Source organism: Acinetobacter sp. FDAARGOS_515 (assembly GCF_003938865.1).
Lineage (GTDB): Bacteria > Pseudomonadota > Gammaproteobacteria > Pseudomonadales > Moraxellaceae > Acinetobacter > Acinetobacter ursingii.
On record NZ_RKIX01000003.1, the window covers coordinates 1,353,321 to 1,373,217 of the forward strand.

General features: G+C 42.4%; 16 protein-coding genes. 9 read left to right on the plus strand and 7 right to left on the minus strand.

Annotation, left to right across the window (positions count from 1 at the left end; translation table 11 throughout):
• Positions 1-13 precede the first annotated feature (13 nt).
• Positions 14-1,315 (plus strand): 3-deoxy-D-manno-octulosonic acid transferase, encoded by a 1,302-nt coding sequence (locus tag EGS47_RS07850; protein ID WP_005005624.1) that lies wholly within the window; start codon positions 14-16, stop codon positions 1,313-1,315.
• Entirely contained in the window at positions 1,312-2,019 is a 708-nt protein-coding gene (locus EGS47_RS07855; RefSeq protein ID WP_005005626.1) for a 16S rRNA (uracil(1498)-N(3))-methyltransferase, read from the plus strand. Before EGS47_RS07850 ends, EGS47_RS07855 begins: the two co-directional genes overlap by 4 nt.
• Here the strand turns inward: EGS47_RS07855 and EGS47_RS07860 are convergent.
• Positions 1,996-2,988 (minus strand): mechanosensitive ion channel family protein, encoded by a 993-nt coding sequence (locus EGS47_RS07860; protein ID WP_005005638.1) that lies wholly within the window; start codon positions 2,986-2,988, stop codon positions 1,996-1,998. The genes EGS47_RS07855 and EGS47_RS07860 overlap by 24 nt on opposite strands.
• Positions 2,989-3,073: 85 nt before the next feature.
• Complete coding sequence (locus EGS47_RS07865; protein WP_125269505.1) at positions 3,074-3,658, minus strand: DUF805 domain-containing protein; 585 nt, start codon at positions 3,656-3,658, stop codon at positions 3,074-3,076.
• A 301-nt stretch (positions 3,659-3,959) separates the two neighbouring features.
• On the opposite strand from EGS47_RS07865, the gene acs reads away from it, so the two are divergent.
• Positions 3,960-5,903 (plus strand): acetate--CoA ligase, encoded by a 1,944-nt coding sequence (gene acs, locus EGS47_RS07870; protein WP_125269506.1) that lies wholly within the window; start codon positions 3,960-3,962, stop codon positions 5,901-5,903.
• Positions 5,904-6,041: 138 nt separating this feature from the next.
• Positions 6,042-7,220, plus strand: coding sequence for an acyl-CoA dehydrogenase family protein (locus EGS47_RS07875; RefSeq protein ID WP_125269507.1), 1,179 nt, complete (start codon positions 6,042-6,044; stop codon positions 7,218-7,220).
• A 133-nt stretch (positions 7,221-7,353) separates the two neighbouring features.
• On the opposite strand, the gene sfnG is transcribed toward EGS47_RS07875, so the two are convergent.
• Both sfnG and msuE read right to left on the minus strand, forming a co-directional pair.
• Complete coding sequence (gene sfnG / locus EGS47_RS07880; RefSeq protein ID WP_125269508.1) at positions 7,354-8,463, minus strand: dimethylsulfone monooxygenase SfnG; 1,110 nt, start codon at positions 8,461-8,463, stop codon at positions 7,354-7,356.
• Positions 8,464-8,493: 30 nt separating this feature from the next.
• On the minus strand, positions 8,494-9,237 hold the full coding sequence (gene msuE, locus EGS47_RS07885; RefSeq protein ID WP_125269509.1) for an FMN reductase: 744 nt from the start codon (positions 9,235-9,237) through the stop codon (positions 8,494-8,496).
• A 370-nt stretch (positions 9,238-9,607) separates the two neighbouring features.
• Here msuE and EGS47_RS07890 point away from each other — a divergent pair, with 370 nt between their 5' ends.
• The 3 genes from EGS47_RS07890 (at position 9,608) to EGS47_RS07900 (ending at position 12,291) form a co-directional block, all read left to right on the plus strand.
• Complete coding sequence (locus EGS47_RS07890; RefSeq protein WP_004985802.1) at positions 9,608-10,258, plus strand: response regulator; 651 nt, start codon at positions 9,608-9,610, stop codon at positions 10,256-10,258.
• 325 nt (positions 10,259-10,583) lie between these two features.
• Positions 10,584-11,855, plus strand: coding sequence for an ammonium transporter (locus EGS47_RS07895; RefSeq protein WP_416376711.1), 1,272 nt, complete (start codon positions 10,584-10,586; stop codon positions 11,853-11,855).
• Positions 11,856-11,934: 79 nt separating this feature from the next.
• The gene (locus tag EGS47_RS07900) at positions 11,935-12,291 is read left to right on the plus strand and encodes a hypothetical protein (protein ID WP_125269511.1); all 357 of its coding nucleotides are present in this window, start codon (positions 11,935-11,937) and stop codon (positions 12,289-12,291) included.
• A 97-nt stretch (positions 12,292-12,388) separates the two neighbouring features.
• Here the strand turns inward: EGS47_RS07900 and EGS47_RS07905 are convergent, their stop codons facing one another.
• Both EGS47_RS07905 and EGS47_RS07910 read right to left on the minus strand, forming a co-directional pair.
• Complete coding sequence (locus EGS47_RS07905) at positions 12,389-13,156, minus strand: hypothetical protein (protein WP_125269512.1); 768 nt, start codon at positions 13,154-13,156, stop codon at positions 12,389-12,391.
• Between the two features lie 399 nt (positions 13,157-13,555).
• Positions 13,556-17,053: a PAS domain-containing hybrid sensor histidine kinase/response regulator gene (locus EGS47_RS07910; RefSeq protein WP_125269513.1), complete on the minus strand. Its 3,498-nt coding sequence runs from the start codon at positions 17,051-17,053 to the stop codon at positions 13,556-13,558.
• Between the two features lie 182 nt (positions 17,054-17,235).
• On the opposite strand from EGS47_RS07910, the gene EGS47_RS07915 reads away from it, so the two are divergent.
• Together EGS47_RS07915 and EGS47_RS07920 are read left to right on the plus strand one after the other, a co-directional pair.
• A complete protein-coding gene (locus tag EGS47_RS07915) occupies positions 17,236-17,568 on the plus strand; it encodes a DUF485 domain-containing protein (protein ID WP_004985785.1) in 333 nt (110 codons plus the stop codon).
• Positions 17,569-17,570: 2 nt separating this feature from the next.
• Positions 17,571-19,286 carry a cation acetate symporter gene (locus EGS47_RS07920; protein ID WP_010588677.1) on the plus strand — a complete coding sequence of 572 codons (1,716 nt, stop codon included), beginning with the start codon at positions 17,571-17,573 and terminating at the stop codon, positions 19,284-19,286.
• Positions 19,287-19,392: 106 nt separating this feature from the next.
• Here EGS47_RS07920 and EGS47_RS07925 read toward each other — a convergent pair whose 3' ends face one another.
• Positions 19,393-19,767, minus strand: a complete 375-nt coding sequence (locus EGS47_RS07925; protein ID WP_104795301.1) for a hypothetical protein — start codon at positions 19,765-19,767, stop codon at positions 19,393-19,395.
• Positions 19,768-19,897 lie beyond the last annotated feature (130 nt).

Genomic DNA, 19,897 nt, shown 5'->3' on the forward strand with positions numbered 1-19,897 from the left:
GAGATCAAACTATTTGGCGACTCCATTTTGGTATAACTTTTTATTGGCGTGTATCAAGCCTTTTTATCGCTGGAAGATCAAACAGCGCGCTGAAACAGATGCACTCTATCAACAGGAATGTCTGGAGCGTTTTGGGCCATTTCAGCCTGTTAAAAATCGTCATGCCTTATGGTTTCATGCAGTTTCAGTGGGTGAAACCAATGCCGCGCACCCATTGATTGAACATTATTTAAAATTGGGTTATCCCGTTCTGGTGACCAATACCACCAAAACAGGTCAGACGCGCGCCAAATCTTTATTTTTAAAAGAACCGTATCTGGATCTATTTCAGGCGGTATATTTGCCTGTGGATCAAATTGATCTGCTGCAACAGTTTTTTGCAAAATACCAGCCACGTTTTTTGGCCTTAGTCGAAACAGAATTATGGCCAAATTTAATCGATCAAGCCAGACAACATCAGATTGCAGTGATGGTACTCAATGCTCGGCTTTCTGAAAAATCGGCTAAAGGCTATGCACGAGTAGCGGGTTTAACCCGAGCGATGCTGAGTAAAATAGATATTTTATTGGCACAGGATCAACCCACCCAACAGCGCTATATTGAATTGGGTTTAGCCGCACAAAAAGCACTAATAGTAGGTAATATCAAATTCGATATTTCAGCCCCCCCCCATTTTCTTGAGCAAGCCGAGCAAATACAACAGCAATGGAGATTGAAAGAACGTCAAATCATTACACTTGCCAGTACCCATGCGCCAGAAGAACAATTATTACTTGAGGCACTGCGAGAGGATTTACAAAATAATCCTGCCTTATTATGTATCGTGGTACCGCGTCATCCTGAGCGTTTTGATGAAGTCTTTCAATTATGCCAGAAACTCAATCTAAACACTCAACGACGTAGTTTGGGTCAGAACGTTCAACCCGACACTCAAGTTTATCTAGCTGATAGTATGGGTGAATTATGGTCATGGTATGCCTTAAGTCAGGTCTGTTTTGTCGGTGGTTCGCTCAATCAACCGGGGGGCGGACATAATATTTTGGAACCGATGGCGCTTTATGTGCCGACCGTGATTGGCCCGCATTATTTTAATTTTCAAAATATCGTGGATGAATGTGTTGCTGAACAGGCGATTGACATTGCACCCGATGCACAGGCGGCAGTGGCAGCGTTTCGACATTATTTATATGATCAAGAGGCTGCAAAACATATGGCAGCTCAGGCACAACGAGTGTTAGCGCGGAATCAGGGGTCATTACTACACCATATCGCTGTAATCGACCACTATCTGGATCAACAGGTGAAGGATGCATGAATATTGTGTTATTGGAACCCGAGGATGTTAAAGAGACATTGTGGGTCATTCACCAGTCCAGACAATATCAGCATATTATTCAGCATTTAAAATTGAATGTCGGTGATCGGCTCAAAGTTGGGATTCGCAATGAGACACGCTATCTCGTTGAAATAAAAAAAATTGATTTCGATAAAATCTGGATTGAACCGATTCAACAAGAAAAAGTGCCTGCCAAATTGCCCGTGACTTTAATTGTGGCATTGCCCAGACCCAAAGTGTTACGTCGTATTGTGATGGACAGCGTGACATTGGGTGTGGACAAGTTGATACTTATCCACAGTTATCGTGTGGATAAAAGTTATTGGCAAACGCCTTTTTTAAAACAATTGGATCATTATGTGACTTTAGGCTTGGAGCAGGCAGGAGATGTGGTTGTTCCCGAAATTGAGTTATACCCACGTTTTAAGCCATTTGTTGAAGATATTTTGCCGCAAATGATCGATAAAGATCGACCTGCTTATTTGGCACATCCTTATGCAGAAACTGCCATGCCCTATGCAATTGATCATCCTTGCAGCATCATTATTGGGCCAGAAGGTGGATTTATTCCTTATGAGGTAGATTTACTGACCAAAAACGGCTGCCAAGCGTATCACTTAGGCAACCGTATTTTAAGAACAGAAACCGCTATTTCCTATTTATTGGGAAGATTGTCTGTTTGATTCTGCAGTTGTTGCTGTATTGAGTAATTCTGGTGCACTTTGATGGACTTTAAGTTCCTGAATCGGGTAAGGAATGTTGATGGCATTTGCACTAAATGCCTGTTTGACTTCAGCCTGAATCTCACTAATCGAAGCTGAAATCCCTGTTTCTGTCGTGTCTACCCACCATTGAACGGTAAGATTAACTGAAAAATCGGCCAATGCGGTGACATTGACACTAAATGCAGGCTGACTCAGGACATTACGGTTATTATTCAGAATATCCAGAATAATCGATTTTGCTTTTTGTTCATCATCTTCATAGCCAATACCCACCACAAATTGGCAACGTCGACGTTGATAAGCAGTATTCACCGTAATAGCGCTGGTATAAACCGTTGCATTTGGAATCACTAAACGGCGACCATCAGGCGAACGTAAAAAAGTCGCACGGATTTGAATATCTTCGACGGTTCCTTCCATACCATTGACAATAATATCGTCGCCAATACGAAATGGTTCACCCAATAAAATCAGAACGCCTGATAATAAGTTCTGGAAAATATCCTTAAAGGCAAAACCAATCGCCACCGAACCAATCCCTAGCGCACTGACCAGTTGACTTGGGGTAAAACCGGGAATGGCAATCACCAGTGCAATGAGGAAACCCACAAACATGATCAAAACACTACCGACACGATTCAGTACCAAGACCAGATTCTGGCGGGTATAACTGCGATTGCTGAGGGTTTTGGCGATAAAAAATTTAAAGACTTTGGTTAAAAGCCAAAAAATCAAAAAAACGGCCAAAGCAATGCATAAGTAAGGCACACGTTCCCAGAAGCTATCCACGATTTTATCAATCGCGGTATAGGCATCGTGGTATTTTTCAGTATGTTGAATGACCGATTTTGTGGTTTTCTCACCCGCTTGTTGAATCAGTTGAGCGGTATCGGTTGCGACATCGCTCAGTTTATTATCTTCGGCCACATTGATTTCCCAAATACCAGCTTTAAAAAACAAGGCGATAGTGTAGTACGATCACCTATATCCCTCAACTAGGTTGCAATAGAGATTAGAAATAGCTTGTACCTTTTTGTACGATCTCTGTTGGGGTTTGCAGTTCGCCTGTACTAGACATGAATGAAATCAGGCTGGCAACAGAAAATAGACTTAAAATCATGACAATAATCATGAGCCACGCCAGAATTTTTTCCCATACGGCTGACGGACGCGGTGCACCATAATCATTCAAGCCTTTGCTTCCTGGAACAAAAAGCACATAAAGCATAAATAGAAATTGTACGAGCGGAATTAAAATCAATAAGCACAGCCAACCACTACGATTGGCATCATGTAAACGACGAACTAAAAAAACGATATGAAAATAGGCAACGATTGCCCATAACACCAAGATGCCGATGCCCATCGCGCCACTAAACAAATCCATGACTCGATCATTAATGGAAAAGGTGCTTAGACTAAACGCGCCCACAAAAACGCCTAATGCTAAATAGGCAACTACGGTCACAATATTTAAAAAACCATACCAACCTAGATAACTTAGACGATTAAAACGCCCATTGGGAGATAAAGGATTATCTTTTATTTCAATACTATTTCTGGCAAAGAAAGGAGAATTGGAAGATGGCTGTGTCATATGGTCCTCATTTTTTTGAATGGTTATATTCGGATGAAATGTTACAGTTCTTAAGCTTTAGTGAAGCTACAGTTTGAAATCTTCATTAAAAAAAGTATAGCTAAGTACACAAAAAATCAATAATTTTATTCGAAAAGATAATGTCTGAACTAAAAAATTAGGCTATGTTGAACTAAGACCAAAGCATTATTGTTTGCACTTTTATGCTGTGTTCATACTGCTTAAGGCGGAATAAAAATCAATAAGTAAATGACTGACAAAATCTCGTGATGAGAGATCAAACATCAAGGAAGGGAACAGCATGAATGACATCTATCCAGTACCTGAAGAGTTTAAAAAAACAGCGCGAACGCTTGAGGCGGATTATTTTGAGCGTTACCAGAAATCGATTGAGCAACCTGAGGAGTTCTGGGCAGCCGAAGCGAAACGACTGGATTGGATCAAACCCTTTACCCAGGTCAAAAATACTAGTTATGACACCGACAATTTTAAGATCGAATGGTTCGCTGATGGTGAGTTAAATGTCAGTGCAAACTGTCTCGATCGACATCTCAAAGAACATCCACATAAACCTGCGATTATTTGGGAAGGTGATCACCCTTCACGGCATAAAATTATTTCGTTTAAAGAGTTATACGAAGAAGTTTGTCGTTTTGCCAATGTTTTAAAAAAATATGGTATTTCCAAAGGCGACCGTGTGGTGCTGTATATGCCAATGGTGTCCGAAGCCGCGATTGCCATGCTGGCCTGTGCGCGTATTGGTGCGGTGCATTGTGTGGTCTTTGGTGGATTCTCTCCAGATTCATTGGCGAGTCGAATTGAAGACAGTCAAGCCAAACTGGTCATTACTGCCGATGCGGGAATGCGTGGTGGGAAACAACTTCCTTTAAAAGAAAGTGTCGATGAAGCACTAAAACTCGATGGAACCCAGAGCGTAGAGCATGTGATTGTGGTGCATCGCACAGGTAATCCAATCCACTTTCAACAAGAGCGTGATCTTTGGTATCACGAAGTGATCACAGAAGTTGATGAGATTTGCCCGCCTGAACCGATGAATGCCGAAGATCCTTTATTTATTCTTTATACTTCTGGCTCAACAGGAAAACCCAAAGGCGTGTTGCATACCACAGGCGGCTATCTGGTCTATGTGAATTCGACCTTTAGAGAGGTTTTTGATTTAAAACAGGACGATATTTACTGGTGTACTGCGGATGTAGGCTGGATTACAGGACATAGTTATCTGCTTTATGGACCTTTGTCTAACGGAACGACGACCTTAATGTTTGAGGGCGTTCCGCAATATCCAACATGGGCGCGCATTGGGCATATTGTTGATAAGCATAATGTCACGATTTTATATACTGCACCAACGGCTATTCGTTCCATGATGCGTGAAGGTGATGCCTATGTCCGCGAAAGTGATCGTAGCAGTTTGCGACTTTTAGGAACGGTCGGTGAACCGATTAACCCTGAAGCTTGGTCATGGTATTACAATGTAGTAGGTGAGGCTCGTTGCCCTGTGGTCGACACATGGTGGCAAACCGAAACAGGAGGGATTTTGATTTCTCCGCTTCCAGGGGCTACAGCTTTAAAACCTGGTTCTGCAACACGCCCTTATTTTGGAGTACAGCCTGCGCTAGTAGATGGAGAAGGCAACGAACTTGAGGGCGAAGCCGAAGGAAATTTGATCATTAAGGACTCATGGCCGGGGCAAATGCGAACGATTTGGGGCGATCCGAATCGTTTTATTGAAGCCTATTTTTCCACATTTAAAGGCAGTTATTTTACGGGCGATGGTGCGCGGCGTGATAAAGATGGATACTACTGGATTACTGGGCGTGTCGATGATGTGTTAAATGTATCTGGACATCGTTTGGGAACTGCTGAAATTGAAAGTGCCTTAGTCGCTCATGAGCATGTTGCTGAAGCTGCCGTTGTGGGAATGCCACATGAAATTAAAGGACAAGGCATTTGTACCTTTGTGACTTTACAGGCAGGAGTCGCTGAGTCTGAAGAATTACGGACAGAATTAGTCCAATGGGTACGTAAACAACTTGGACCGATCGCCACCCCTGATGCATTGCACTGGGCGCCTGCTTTGCCGAAAACCCGTTCAGGAAAAATCATGCGACGTATTTTACGTAAAATTGCGGCGAACGAACTGGACAGTCTGGGTGATACTTCAACACTGGCAGAACCCGCGGTGGTGGAGCATTTGATTGCCACCGTTTATCCAGATCGTTGATCTTGATTGCTAAAAATACCGTCACCAAGACGGTATTTTTATTTTGATGCTGAGTATCTTCAAGATTGTGATAAAGCAACAGGCTCAAGTTTGTTAGGCTATCGAACTGATTTAAAAAATAAAGCAAGGATGAAAAACATGAATGCCGTTGATTTTTCACTGCACAACGATCCGATTGAAATTGCCCAAACACTGGCATCTGAATTTGAAAAGACAGCAGCGGCGCGTGATAAACAAGGTGGTAATCCAAAAACTGAGCGCGATCAACTCCGTGCCAGTGGATTATTGAGCTTATCGATTCCTCAACAATATGGAGGAATTGGAGCAGACTGGCCAACCATTTTTAACACGATTCGAATCATTGCACAGGCTGATAGTTCATTGGCACATGTTTATGGATTTCATCATTTACTGATTGCGACCGTACAATTATTTTCCCAACCTGAACAATATGCCAAATGGTTTGAACAAACGGCGCAGCAACAATTATTTTGGGGAAATGCACTTAATCCGCTAGATCAGCGTGTACAAATCGAGCAACTGAGTGAAGATGAATATTTGTTTCATGGAGATAAAAGCTTTTGTTCTGGTTCAATGGACTCTGACTTTTTGCTCTGTTCAGGTTATTTAAACGATCAATTACGCATCGGAGTGATTCCAAGTCAACGCGAGGGTATTTGTTTTCTAGGCGACTGGAACAATATGGGACAACGTCAAACCGATAGTGGTACAACGCATTTTGAACAAGTAAAAATTTTTAAAGATGAATTATTGTTAAATCCTGGCCCTTTAAGTACGCCTTATGCCAGTTTAAGACCATTGATTGCTCAATTAATATTTGTGCATTTATTTTTGGGTGTGGCCGAAGGGGCATTTGAAACTGCCAGACAAGCCGTTCAGTCACAAAAAGCATGGTTTAAATCAAGTGCTGAAACTGCAATCCAAGATCCCTATATTCAAAAGCATTTTGCCGAATTTTATGTTCAGCTTGAAAGTGTTCGTTTGTTGACAGAAAAAGCAGTCAAACTGTTACAACACGCATGGCAGCAGGGAGAACAATTAACGGCACCGCAACGTGGCGAAGTATCTGTTGCGATTGCCACAGCTAAAATTGCTGCGACGCAAAGCAGTCTTTTTATTACTCAGAATATTTTTCAGGTGATGGGCGCACGTGCCACAACTGCACAACTCAATTTGGATCGCTTCTGGCGCAATGTACGCACTCAAACCTTACATGATCCGATCGACTACAAATATCAGGAAGTGGGCGAGTGGGTGTTGACGGGAAAAGTCCCTGAGCCGAGTTTTTATTCTTAAAAAAAGTGCATAGCACACTTCATCTAACAATCGATTTAATGAAAATAAAAGACCTCAAGCCGAGTCCTGAGGTCGAGTGATTATTATTAGGCTACAGCATATTTCTTATTGTTTTTATTCAAGCTTATTTGACTCAAGCCGACTTCGCAGTCGTTTGTACTCGTTGTTGTAACTCTAATTCACGAACTAAAGGCAGAACCTTTTCACCAAAATATTCTACTTCTTCAATAAAATGTAAAAAGCCAGATAAAATCAAATCAACACCAACATTTTTGAGTGCCACGATCCGTTCGGCGATTTGCTCAGGTGTCCCAATCAGATTGGTTTTGAAGCCATCGTTATATTGCACCAGATCTTCAAAAGTGGATTTTGCCCAGTTACCTTCACCTTCAGGACTGGCTGCGCCTGCCTGACGGGTTGCGTCATCAAAGGCATTGACTGCTTCGATGTTGGCTTGATCAATAATTTCCTGTAATACGGCTTGTGCTTCTGCTTCCGTATCGCGAGCGATGATAAAGGCATTAACCCCAATTTTAACCTGATGATTATTTGTTTTGGCTTTGGCACGAATATCATCCACTTGTTTTTGAATTTCCTCTACAGTATTGCCGTTGGTGAAGTACCAGTCTGAAACCCGTGACGCCATATCGCGGGCAGCACGTGAACTACCACCCTGAAAGACTTCGATGCTCGGTTTCTGAATCGGCTTTGGTTTGAGGGTATAATCTTTAAATTGGTAATATTTACCATCAAAACTAAAGTTATCCGTTGTCCAGATACCCTTGATGCTACGGATAAATTCTTCAGAGCGCACATAACGTTGGTCATGTTCAGGCCATTCTTCTCCAATCGCATCAAACTCACCCTTAAACCAACCACTCACCACATTAATGGCAATTCGTCCATTAGTCAGATAATCAATGGTTGCCAGTTGTTTGGCCGCCAAAACGGGTTTCCATGGGCCAGGTAAGATCGCAGCAATCACTTTAAGCTTTTCAGTTTTGGCCAAGAGGGCATGACTAAAACTGACCGACTCATGTTGATTTTCTGCCCCATAACCTGCGGTAAAGCGGATCTGAGTCAGGGCGTAATCGAAGCCATTGGCTTCGGCTACCTGAGCCAAACGCACATTATAGTCGTAGCTCCAGTCTGTACGCTGTTCAATATTACTGACCACAAGTCCACCACTGACATTGGGAACCCAATAAGCAAATTGAATCGGCTGGGAAGAAAATTCTGACATGGTCAAACCCTCTAAAAGTGTTTCGTCGTCTTAAGCGACATTGGTTTTTAAATTTTTATTAATTTTATGATGTAGGCGTGATTCAGCCGCATCCAGACTTGGAACTGCTGCTGAGGGAAGCACTTCATCCTGTTCAATTTGTTTATTAATGCCCAGATTTTGATTGGCTTGCTCAGTTTTGGATTTGATCACTTCAGCGCGTTGACCTTTGGCAGGTGCCCATTCCAAAATAGGTAAAGCACGGGCGACTGCTAACGTAATGCGATCGCGCAATAATTCACTTTTAATGGTGTACTCAGCGGTAAAGTCGCGATCTGTCGCATAGACACCAATCGGTAAAGTTTGGGCCTGAAAGAAGCTAAACAAGGGACGTAACTGATGTTCTAATACCAATGCATGGCGATCACTACCGCCTGATGCTGCCAAAAGCACAGGAACATCCACTAATGCAGTTTGTTCAACAAAATCAAAAAAATGCTTAAATAAACCCGTAAATGAAGCGCGATAAACGGGAGTACCCACAATGAGTGCGTCCGCAGCTTCAACTTTGGCTAAATCATCCTGAACCCGTTGTGGTAATTGATTGCGATAAATTGCACCTCCTAATAAATGTCCAATTTCACTAAATTTAATAAAATGGACATTGATCGGGGTGGCTTCACCCAGTTCATTTAAAATTTCCTGAACCAGTGCTTCTGTTTTAGAAGGGGTATTTAAACCACCAGAAACCGCAACAATATTTAAAGGATTTAACGAAGCATGAGAACTAGACATGAATAAACTCAATCACATTAATAAAACTGTCTTTATTAATTCCTATTGAGCGGTTTAGGTAAAATAAGGAAATGACCAAAACTTATCTTTTTTTTTGATATATCGCTCACATGACGATAATCTTGATTTTTATAAGCATAACTAATTGAATATTATAAATATAATATAAAATCATATATTTATAATATTTCAAACTGGGATTATATCAAAAATTGCTGAACTTTTTCCTGACCGTAAAAATGGAAAAAATTGATCAAAATGAACGACTGATCCGACATTTGGACAAAAATTGGGATAATATGACATATCCTTAATAGCCAGAGTATGGTTAGAATTAATCTGACCGTGCCAAAGATTTCTCATTTCGCTTATGAATATATTAATCGTTGATGATCATCCGCTGTTTCGTCATGCTCTCATTCAAGCTGTGCGATATAGTTTTCCTCAGGCGCAGATTCATGAGACTGCTGCCGTCAATGAGTTTTATGAGCGTCTGGAAAGTGGTTCTGAACCTGATTTGGTGTTGCTGGACTTAAACTTGCCAGGAGCGTCTGGCTTTTCAGCGCTGGTTCATGTGCGGGCGCAGTATCCTTCCATTCCGATTATTGTGGTTTCTGCACACGAAGAAGCCTCGATTATTCAACGTGCCATCGCACATGGGGCAATGGGTTATATTCCAAAGTCAGCTCATCCGAGCCATATTGGGGAAGCGATTCGTCAGGTCTTGGAAGGTGAAATCTGGTTGCCGCCAAACTTACCGAATAATGTGAGTTTTGACCCGCGCGCTGCTGATGAAACTGAACTGGCAGAGCGTATTCAGTCACTCACACCACAACAGTTCCGTGTCTTGATGATGGTGGCTGAAGGGTTGTTGAACAAACAAATTGCCTATGAACTGGATGTTTCAGAAGCAACCATCAAAGCCCATGTCACCGCAATTTTCAGAAAGTTAGGCGTGCAAAATCGTACTCAGGCAGTTCTGGCCATTAATGCTTTAAATATTGAAGAAAAAAGAAAATAAAGCATGTGAAAAAGCATTTATTTTATGTATTCAGGATCTCTAGCGAGATCCTTTTTTTATCGCATGAAAATGCATGAATCATGGTTTAGGAAAATTGGAATCCAAACTATATTTTGGAAAAACGTTAAATTCATCACACTTATTGATATTAAATTAACTAATTCAATTAAAAAAAGAAATAAACAGAAATCATTGGCGCGTTTTTTGCTAAATCCAGTCTAGTCAGCATTTAAATAGTAATTACAAAAAAGGCAGATACAAATGGCTTTAGGGGATACATGTGAAGAATAATCAATTGAAATATGCAGCGATTGCACTATTAAGCATGGTTTGTACGACCCAGCAGAGCTGGGCAGAAACTGCACCATATATGACCGATATGAGTACAATTAGAGCAGGAAATACAGCGTGGATGCTCACCTCAACTGCACTGGTTTTATTGATGACCATTCCAGGTATTGCTTTGTTTTATGCAGGAATGGTGCGTAAAAAGAATGTATTGGCAACCTCTTTGCAAAGTCTAACGATTGTAAGTATTTCTACTATTTTATGGGTGGTCATTGGTTATAGTCTGGCGTTTACGCCTCATTCACCGTTTATTGGTGGACTGGATCGGGTCATGTTGAATGGAGTTGACTTCAATTTAGTACAACAAAAGCTTTCGGTGAGTCATATTGCGCCCAGTATTCCAGAAAGCGTCTGGATCATGTTCCAGTTGACCTTTGCCATCATTACACCTGCGTTGATTACAGGGGCGTTTGCTGAACGAATGCGTTTTTCAGCCATGATCTTGTTTATGGTGTTCTGGATTTTATTAGTCTACGTGCCAGTTGCCCATTGGGTCTGGGAACCAAGTGGATGGTTGGCTCAACTAGGTGCACTGGATTTCGCAGGTGGCACGGTGGTGCATATTAATGCAGGTGCCGCAGGGCTAGTCTGTGCTTATATGTTAGGCAAGCGTCGTGGTTATGGTCGCGAACCTTTTATTCCAAATAATTTGATGTACACCTTTATTGGCGCTTCATTGCTTTGGGTCGGCTGGTTTGGGTTTAACGCAGGTTCGGCAGGCGCAGCCGATGGCCGTGCAGGTATGGCGATGTTAGTGACTCAAATTGCGACCGCAGCAGGGGCTTTGACATGGTGCTTGGTTGAATATTTAGCGCGTCAAAAAGTCACTTTATTAGGGGCATGTTCTGGCGCTGTCGCAGGACTGGTGGCGATTACACCAGCTTCTGGTTTTGTCGGCGTTAGCGGTGCGCTGATGATCGGTGTCTTGGCAGGTGTGTGCTGTTACTGGGGAGCCACAGGTCTAAAACGATTACTCAAAGCCGATGATTCTTTAGATGTTTTCGGGATTCATGGTGTAGGAGGCATTGTAGGAGCCATTCTCACGGGTGTATTTGCGCAAAAAACTTTATCAGGCGTAGAAGCGCATGTCGGCGTACAGGCACTTGGTGCAATCGTAACCTTTATTTACAGTGCACTGATTTCATTCATTATTTTGTTTATTCTCGACAAGATTGTAGGACTTAGAGTGAATGAAGAACAGGAACAACTTGGATTGGATCTGGCTCAGCACGGAGAACACATTCCTTAAACAGGCAATGCGAGCCATATCGATGCCCTGTGAAAAATCGCACAGGGCATTGTGGTTTAAATCAATCAGGAGTGAGAACATGAAAACAATCTATACAGATGATCCATTGGTCAATAATGAATTATTTAGCTTGGCGACTCAGCTTTATGTCAGGTTGCGCCGTGAAACTGGACGAGTGGTGGATGCCGTCTATATGGCAAAAAATAATGACTATGCTCAAGAAATCATGCACTTGGCTGCATCGGTGGATGATCGTGAGCTTAAAAATTTGGCGGAAAAATTAGACAAGATTTTAAATGGTGCTACCACTCAAAGTCTAAAAGCTAGTTCAAAGATCGAAAGTAACCTTTCTGGATTGAGAAGCACAAGTCCAGAATTACAAGCCGAACTTCAGCAGGAAGAGGTACCGCATCATTATATTGGTGCATTACGTTAAGAGGTGTCTGTACGAGGATGACCATGACACAACAGGTGCAGATGTATAACATGATCTAAACCCGTTTAGTCTAACGGGTTTAGATCACTGCATGATTTTATGCGAGGCAATCTTGTTTTAAGGTCACGTTGTCGCAATACAGCGGATTGAGCGCACATTGCAAATCATCAATTTGTTCTTGAGTCACATAACCTTTTTGTTTGAGATAATCTGCAACACGATCATCACGCAAACTCAAAAAAGCCGCATCATAAACGCCCAAATCAACAAATAAAGCCGCTGTTTCCAGACTGTTAAAACGATCAAGGAAAATATCATCGCCACACATTAAAAAGATATGATCCAAATCAGCATTGGCTTCGACAGCTAAACGTTGTGCGAGTTGCTGTGGAGGAGTTTTAATGAACAGTAAATCAGAAAGCTCATCAAATTGAGTGGTATCAAGTTCATCATTGTTATTTTTAACACGACCTAACCACGCCTTAAAGACTAAAACTGCACCACCACGGAGTAACATGCTCCAGATTTGGTGGCGTGTCGCATGATCCAGAGTCGCAGTTTCCGCTTCAAGGCTTGCAAGCAGTGTACTTTCTTGCTGTGCAAGTTTGTCAAATAAACCCAAACCTTGTGGATGATAGGCAGCAGGTGCAAATACATCAAAGTGAAGTTCATTGAAGACATTCAATGCCAGAGGCACTGCACTGCGATATATACTTTCTAGGGCTTGCACATGGGTTGGATTAAGTTTGCTATGAGGAAATAACGCTTGCCAGTCGATGTCTGGGAGTAAGGCATTGGCGCTGTATTCACGATAGAACTGAAGTGATTGATGTTGACCGTGAGGAACTGCCTCTGAAATATTCATGATTTTTGTCCTTGAAAATAATTCTGCGAATTTCCATGCTGTTTTTGGATGAGCCAAAATAGTGAAGCTCACGCGCATCATGGAATCGACTTTTTACTCTTCTTGTTATGCGGTATTCAGAAAGCAAGGGGTATTAGACTAAAGTTCTATACTGGATTTTAATTGTTAAATATTTATAAAAAACAATATATTATGTAATTGTAACTAACTATTCGCATGTTTTATTACAAATTGGTGAGACTTTGCCATAGTGGATTGTGAATTGGAAACTTTGGTCAATTGGGGAATAGCAAAAGGCTCATTTTCTGAGCACTTTTGCCTATTTGTCAAAATAAAACGCCAATTTTCATCTTGAAAGCTCACTGTAATATTCTGAAATGCAAAAGCTCGACTTAACGTTTATGTGTCTGAACTAATTTTTAGACCTGATAACCAGGCGCGTAATCCTGCGGGTTTTAGCGGTTTTTTCAGCAGTACAATATTCATTTCCTTTAATCGCTGAGGTAATTCAGGATCTGAATCGGCGGTAATCAGTGCCACAGGTACAGAGGTAGGGCGATGTGCCAAAATAAAGTCCATTCCAAGTTGATCTCGATTTAAATGTTGATCGATCAACCAGACTTGAATATTTTCAGTCTGAATAATAGTCAAGGCTTGTTCTGGTTCAGTTGCCTTAAATACATCATAGCCCCACTTCGACAATAAAGCGGCCATACCATCCAAAATGGTTTCGTCATTATCCAAGCACAGCACCCGATAACCTGTTGCCAGAATAGCCGTATTCTGTTGCAGAGCGGCAACCGTCTTTTGTGGTGCTGGAACGGTAGGCACTTCAATCATGAAAGTGGAACCTTTTCCAAGCTCAGAGTAAACTTCTACAGGATAATCCAGCAGGCTGGTCATCCGTTGTACAATCGCTAGACCCAGACCTAAACCTTGTTCACCCCATGGCGAGGTATGACCACAACGCTCAAATTCCTGAAACAGTTTAATTCGCTGTTCTTCCGCAATACCCGGACCTGTGTCCCATACCCCGATGCGGATATGTTGAGGTTTTCTAGCTGAACGCAATACACCCACCACCACACGCCCAGAGGCGGTATAGCGCAAGGCATTACTCACAAAATTTTGAATAATGCGTCGAATCCACTGTGGATCGGTATCAATCCAGAATTGGGCATCATGGACTTTGAGCTGAATATTGCGCTGCGCAGCAATCGATTTAAATTGCAGCGATAAATCACTCAGTAAATCATGCAAAGGATAAGCCTGTCGTTTCGGCTGTAATGAACCGCCTTCTAGTCGGGCAATATCTAGCAGGGCTGATAGCATACTTTCGGCCCCATAAAGAGCGCGGTCAAGTTGTTGCAGGGTTTGACGTTCTTGTTCACTATGCACACTTTGTTCAAGTACGGTACTAAACAGACGAGCCGCATGCATCGGTTGGAGCAAATCATGACTGGCAGCGGCAATAAATCGGCTTTTCGACATATTGGCTTTGTCTGCCTGTTCACGTGCCAATTGTTGTTCAGTTAAAGCATCCGCAAGCTGTTGAGTTCGATCCATGACGCGTGCTTCTAGCACCGCCTCATTTTCACGGAACGCGGTAATATCAGCAAAAGTGGTGACAAAACCACCCCCTTCAATCGGGTTGCCGCGCATCTGAATGACACGACCATCTTTACGAATACGTTCAAATTCATGAGCGCTTCCCACTTGCATCCAGTGAATACGCTTGCGGACATGTTCTTCGACGGAACCCGGCCCGCATTCACCGCGTTCGGCGTTATAACGAATCAGATCGGCAATCGGACAGCCGACATAGACCAAATCTTTAGGATAATCAAATAGTTTTAAATATTGATTATTCCATGCGACCAGACACATGTTTTCATCGACCACACTCACGCCTTGTGTCATGTGATCAATCATGGTCATCAACAAGTTTTGGTTAAAGCGTTGCCATTGCGATGCCTGATCCAGAATATTGGCGACTTGTCCCAAAGCCAGACCATTATTGACCATGGCCGTGGTGAGCAAAGTTCGTGCAGAGGCAGCGCCAATGGTTCCCGCCAGATATTGTTCAGTAAAACGCCACCACATACCATTGGCAAAACTGTGTTCATTTAAGAGGACATTGTTTTGACTACTAAATTGTGCAAATGCGTGTTGGGTTGGACGATCACCCGTAATACGCTTGGCGAGTGTAATCAGATCACCTACCCGCAGTCGCGCAGCGTCATGATGCAGATAACTCATATCTGTCGAGGTATGTTGTGCAGGTAAAGGCTTGGTTTCATAATAAAAGAAACTTTCTGCCTGAATTTGTTCTGCCACACTTGGACGATAAATACGAGAAATCCAGACATATAAAATAATATTTAGACCCAGCGCCCAAATCACCCCATGCGTCAAGGGTGCGAAAGATTCAAAACCCAAGAGTGCTTCTGGGCGTAACCAGCTAATATCGAAAGGACCTGAGTGAAGAAAGTGATAGGAAAAATCCTGATATTGATCAGGTAAACTTCTTAAAATGGTAGGCAGTAGCAGCGTGTACATCCACATCAAGAAGCCAACAATTAACCCTGCATAAACCCCCTGACGGCTACCACCACGCCAGTACAATCCTCCAATCAAGGCTGGAGCAAACTGTGCAACGGCACTAAAGGCCAATAGGCCAAAAACAGAAAGTTGATCGATATCATTAAAGAAATGAAAAAATAAAAAACCCAGTAACATCACCGCTAAAATACAGATGCGACGGGTAAATTTTAGCATTTGAGGCAAACGGGTATCGTGGCGCGAAATCAGATTAAAGCGCCACAATGCAGGCATGATCAAGTCATTACTTAGCATAATCGACAGTGCTACCGAAGACACAAGTAACATCCCTGTAGAAGCAGAAAAACCACCCAAAAAAGCCAGCAGGGTGAGCCACTCCTGATTATAACTAAGGGGTAAGGACAGCACCGCGACATCTGGAATCGTTAAAAACTGAGGTGCCGCATGTAGCGCCCAACTGGCGATTGGAATAATCGCAAGTGTGGTTAAAATCAGATACACCGCAAACCAACGCCGAGCGCCACGAATATGTTTTTCATCACGCAGCTCGACCACCGCGACATGGAACTGGCGTGGCAAGCAAATAATCGCCAGACCTGCAAGTAAAGTCTGAATCCAGAAAGTTTCAGGAACACCAAATAATTGCACTTCATGAAAAGTTTTGGCCACGTCATGACTGATTTGCCGCAGGTTATTCGGCGTTTCAAAAATAAAAAACAATGCGACACAGATCAGTGCAGAAAGTTTAACGAATGATTCAAATGCCACCGCCAGCATTAAACCACCATGTTGTTCGGTATTGGCAATCTGGCGCGTCCCAAACATCATAGCCAGTATGGCCAGAACGCCAGTCATTAACAGAACACTGTTGGTGGTGGTATTTAAATGCGGCCCCTGATCAAGTACCACCGAAGCACTGAGAGCAATAGCACGTAGCTGCAAGGCCAGATAGGGAATAATGGCAATCACGGCAAGGATTGTGACAAGCGAAGCCAAAGTGCCGCTTTTGCCATAACGTGCAGCAATAAAATCGGCAATGGAAGAAATTGCATGGTGGCGGCGGACTCGTCCCAGACGGCGCCAAATATCGTAGCCGAACCAAATAAATAGCAGTGGCCCTAAATAAATCGGCAGGAAAATGATGCCTTCACGAACAGCAGCACCTGTCGCACCGTAAAATGTCCATGAGGAACAGTAAACGCCTAAGGTTAAGCTGAACAGCAACATTCGTCCACGTGTACTCAAACGACTGGCATGCTTTTCACCAAAAAAAGCACACAGGAATAAGACTAAAATATAAAGGGCCAATACCCCAATAATAAGCCAGCTGTTCATAGCACCTAAACTGTTCAACGCTTGGACTATCATACCTTAAGCCGTCACAAAGCTTGTCATGTTGTACAAAATTTAGCGACCAAAGTCTAAGTTACGAACCTCATACAAGCTTGTTAATTTAGTAGCGTAAAGAAAAAGGATTAAAAAGCGCCCATCGATGGTCGCTGTCAAAGGAGTAGTTTATGGATGACGTTCAAGTAGAGCGAATTCTACAAAATCCAAAATTCAAAGAAATGGTAAGCAAGAAAGCGAGACTCAGTTGGACATTGACAGCAATCATGCTGTTTGTTTATGTCGGCTTCATGCTACTGGTCGGTTACAACAAAGAATTTTTAATGAGTTCATTTAGTGGCGGTGTGACAACTTGGGGAATTCCTTTAGGTTTAGGCATTATCGTATTGTCCTTTGTATTGTGTGCAGTGTATTCCTACATTGCCAATAATACCCTCGATCAACTGAATGAAGATGCATTAAAAGAAGTTGAGGCGATTACTCACGAGAAAGGATTACACTAATGATGAAATGGAATTCATTCAAGACACAGGCCGCAATAGCAGCAAGTGCGATGTTGTCCACAGCTGCCATGGCAAGCCCTGATCTGGGTCAAGCACAGCAGCAAGCAACGAACTGGCATGCCATTATCATGTTTGTGATCTTTGTGGGCGCAACCCTGTTCATTACCAAATGGGCAGCCAAGCAAACCACCAATACCAAAGATTTCTATACTGCGGGTGGCGGAATTTCAGGATTCCAAAATGGCTTGGCGATTGCGGGTGACTATATGTCGGCAGCATCGTTTCTTGGTATTTCCGCGATGGTGTTTAGCTCTGGTTTTGACGGCTTACTTTATTCACTGGGTTTCATGGTGGGTTGGCCAATCGTTTTATTCCTGATTGCAGAACGCTTACGTAATTTAGGTAAATATAACCTGTCGGATGTAGTGTCGTTCCGTCTGGAAGAAAAGCCAGTACGTACTTTGGCTGCATTTAGCTCATTGGTCGTGGTTGCATTCTATCTAATTGCACAAATGGTCGGTGCGGGACAGTTAATCAAACTATTATTCGGTTTGAACTATAATATTGCTGTGGTTATTGTGGGCTTACTGATGATGGCCTATGTAATTTTCGGTGGTATGTTAGCAACAACATGGGTACAGATCATCAAAGCAGTATTATTGCTTTCAGGTGCAACTTTTATGGCCTTCATGGTCATGAAAGCGGTTGGTTTTAGCTTCAGTAATATGTTTACCCAAGCGATTGATGTCTATTCAAATGTGCGTCATATCAGCTTTGAAGAGGCGAGCAAAATCATGGGGCCAGGTAGCTTGGCATCCAATCCGATTGATGCGCTTTCACTAGGCTTGGCTTTAATGTTTGGTACAGCAGGTCTGCCACATATTTTGATGCGTTTCTTTACTGTAAAAGATGCGAAAGAAGCACGTAAATCAGTGGTTGTGGCAACAGGTTTTATTGGTTATTTCTATTTGCTGACCTTTATTATTGGTTTTGGTGCAATCCTGTTTGTCTCAAACAATCCACAGTTCCTTGATGTGGCAAAAGCTGCGGTGACAGGTAAATTAGAGCTCGTTGGTGGTAACAACATGGCAGCAGTGCATTTAAGTGATGCATTGGGCGGCGACTTGTTCATGGGCTTTATTTCAGCGGTGGCTTTCGCAACGATTCTCGCGGTTGTAGCAGGTTTAACTCTTTCCGGTGCATCTGCAATTTCACATGACTTGTATGCCAACGTCTTTAGAAAAGGTCAAACAACACCTGAGTCTGAATTACGCATGTCTAAAATTGCAACCATGGGTCTTGCGATCTTTGCGATGATTTTAGGGATTTTGTTTGAAAAGCAAAACGTCGCATTCATGGTGGGATTGGCTTTCTCAGTTGCATGTTGTGCCAACTTCCCAATTCTAGTTTTGTCGATGTTCTGGAAAGGTTTAACAACACGTGGTGCGGTTATTGGTGGAGTCGTCGGTTTATTAACTGCGGTTGTTCTGATTATTCTCTCCAAAGCTGTGTGGGTAGATACCTTAAAGATCTCTGATACACCAATCAATCCATTTAATGGTCCTGCAATCTTTGCAATGCCACTGTCATTCTTCTGTTGCTGGTTCTTCTCAATCACAGATCATTCAGCACGTGCCAAAGCAGAACGTAAAGCATTTGATGCACAATATGTTCGCTCAATGACAGGTGTTGGTATCTCAGGTGCTTCAGATCATTAAACTTTAAAATTCTTCAAGCAAAAAGTCCTCGCTCTAACGAGGACTTTTGCGTTTACGCGATCAAATTTATCAATGATCAATTGAGCGACATTATTTTTGTTGTTACTTATTTTTTAGTATAGATCTGACCATTCACTTGCATTTTCCATTGGCCATTTTCTTGATAGGGCGCATGCTCAACAGTAAAACTTTTACCTAGATCACCTTGTCCAATTTCAAAACTATGCTCATCAAATTGGGTAATACTGGCTTTGATATCGGAGTGCTCTGTCAGGCTGACTTCACGATCTGAGGTTTTCTGATCCTGATGTTCATTGTGTTTAAAGGTTACTTGACCATTCTTTTCAATTTTTAAGCTGTCGGTATTACTTTGCCAGTTCCCAATATAGTCAGGATGCTGTTCCAGCATTGGATTGGTTTTACCACAAGCGGTCAATACTAAAACCAGACTCAAACTGAGAAAAACTGAAGCGCGTTTCATTTGTTATAACCTTATTGAATTATTTAAAAATATTATGCGATAGTCGACTGTAACAAGTTACAGTGTTTTGATCATTTTCTGTGAAACATTTTTACATAGATGATCTTTACTCTTGGTGATAGGGCAAGAG

What these genes read in the sequence shown, in the direction of transcription:
- EGS47_RS07855 (WP_005005626.1), top strand. Translation starts at nt 1,312, where the DNA reads ATGAATATTGTGTTATTGGAACCCGAGGATGTTAAAGAGACATTGTGG.
- EGS47_RS07865 (WP_125269505.1), bottom strand. Translation starts at nt 3,658, where the DNA reads ATGACACAGCCATCTTCCAATTCTCCTTTCTTTGCCAGAAATAGTATT.
- acs (WP_125269506.1), top strand. Translation starts at nt 3,960, where the DNA reads ATGAATGACATCTATCCAGTACCTGAAGAGTTTAAAAAAACAGCGCGA.
- EGS47_RS07875 (WP_125269507.1), top strand. Translation starts at nt 6,042, where the DNA reads ATGAATGCCGTTGATTTTTCACTGCACAACGATCCGATTGAAATTGCC.
- sfnG (WP_125269508.1), bottom strand. Translation starts at nt 8,463, where the DNA reads ATGTCAGAATTTTCTTCCCAGCCGATTCAATTTGCTTATTGGGTTCCC.
- msuE (WP_125269509.1), bottom strand. Translation starts at nt 9,237, where the DNA reads ATGTCTAGTTCTCATGCTTCGTTAAATCCTTTAAATATTGTTGCGGTT.
- EGS47_RS07890 (WP_004985802.1), top strand. Translation starts at nt 9,608, where the DNA reads ATGAATATATTAATCGTTGATGATCATCCGCTGTTTCGTCATGCTCTC.
- EGS47_RS07895 (WP_416376711.1), top strand. Translation starts at nt 10,584, where the DNA reads ATGGTTTGTACGACCCAGCAGAGCTGGGCAGAAACTGCACCATATATG.
- EGS47_RS07900 (WP_125269511.1), top strand. Translation starts at nt 11,935, where the DNA reads ATGAAAACAATCTATACAGATGATCCATTGGTCAATAATGAATTATTT.
- EGS47_RS07905 (WP_125269512.1), bottom strand. Translation starts at nt 13,156, where the DNA reads ATGAATATTTCAGAGGCAGTTCCTCACGGTCAACATCAATCACTTCAG.
- EGS47_RS07910 (WP_125269513.1), bottom strand. Translation starts at nt 17,053, where the DNA reads ATGAACAGCTGGCTTATTATTGGGGTATTGGCCCTTTATATTTTAGTC.
- EGS47_RS07915 (WP_004985785.1), top strand. Translation starts at nt 17,236, where the DNA reads ATGGATGACGTTCAAGTAGAGCGAATTCTACAAAATCCAAAATTCAAA.
- EGS47_RS07920 (WP_010588677.1), top strand. Translation starts at nt 17,571, where the DNA reads ATGAAATGGAATTCATTCAAGACACAGGCCGCAATAGCAGCAAGTGCG.
- EGS47_RS07925 (WP_104795301.1), bottom strand. Translation starts at nt 19,767, where the DNA reads ATGAAACGCGCTTCAGTTTTTCTCAGTTTGAGTCTGGTTTTAGTATTG.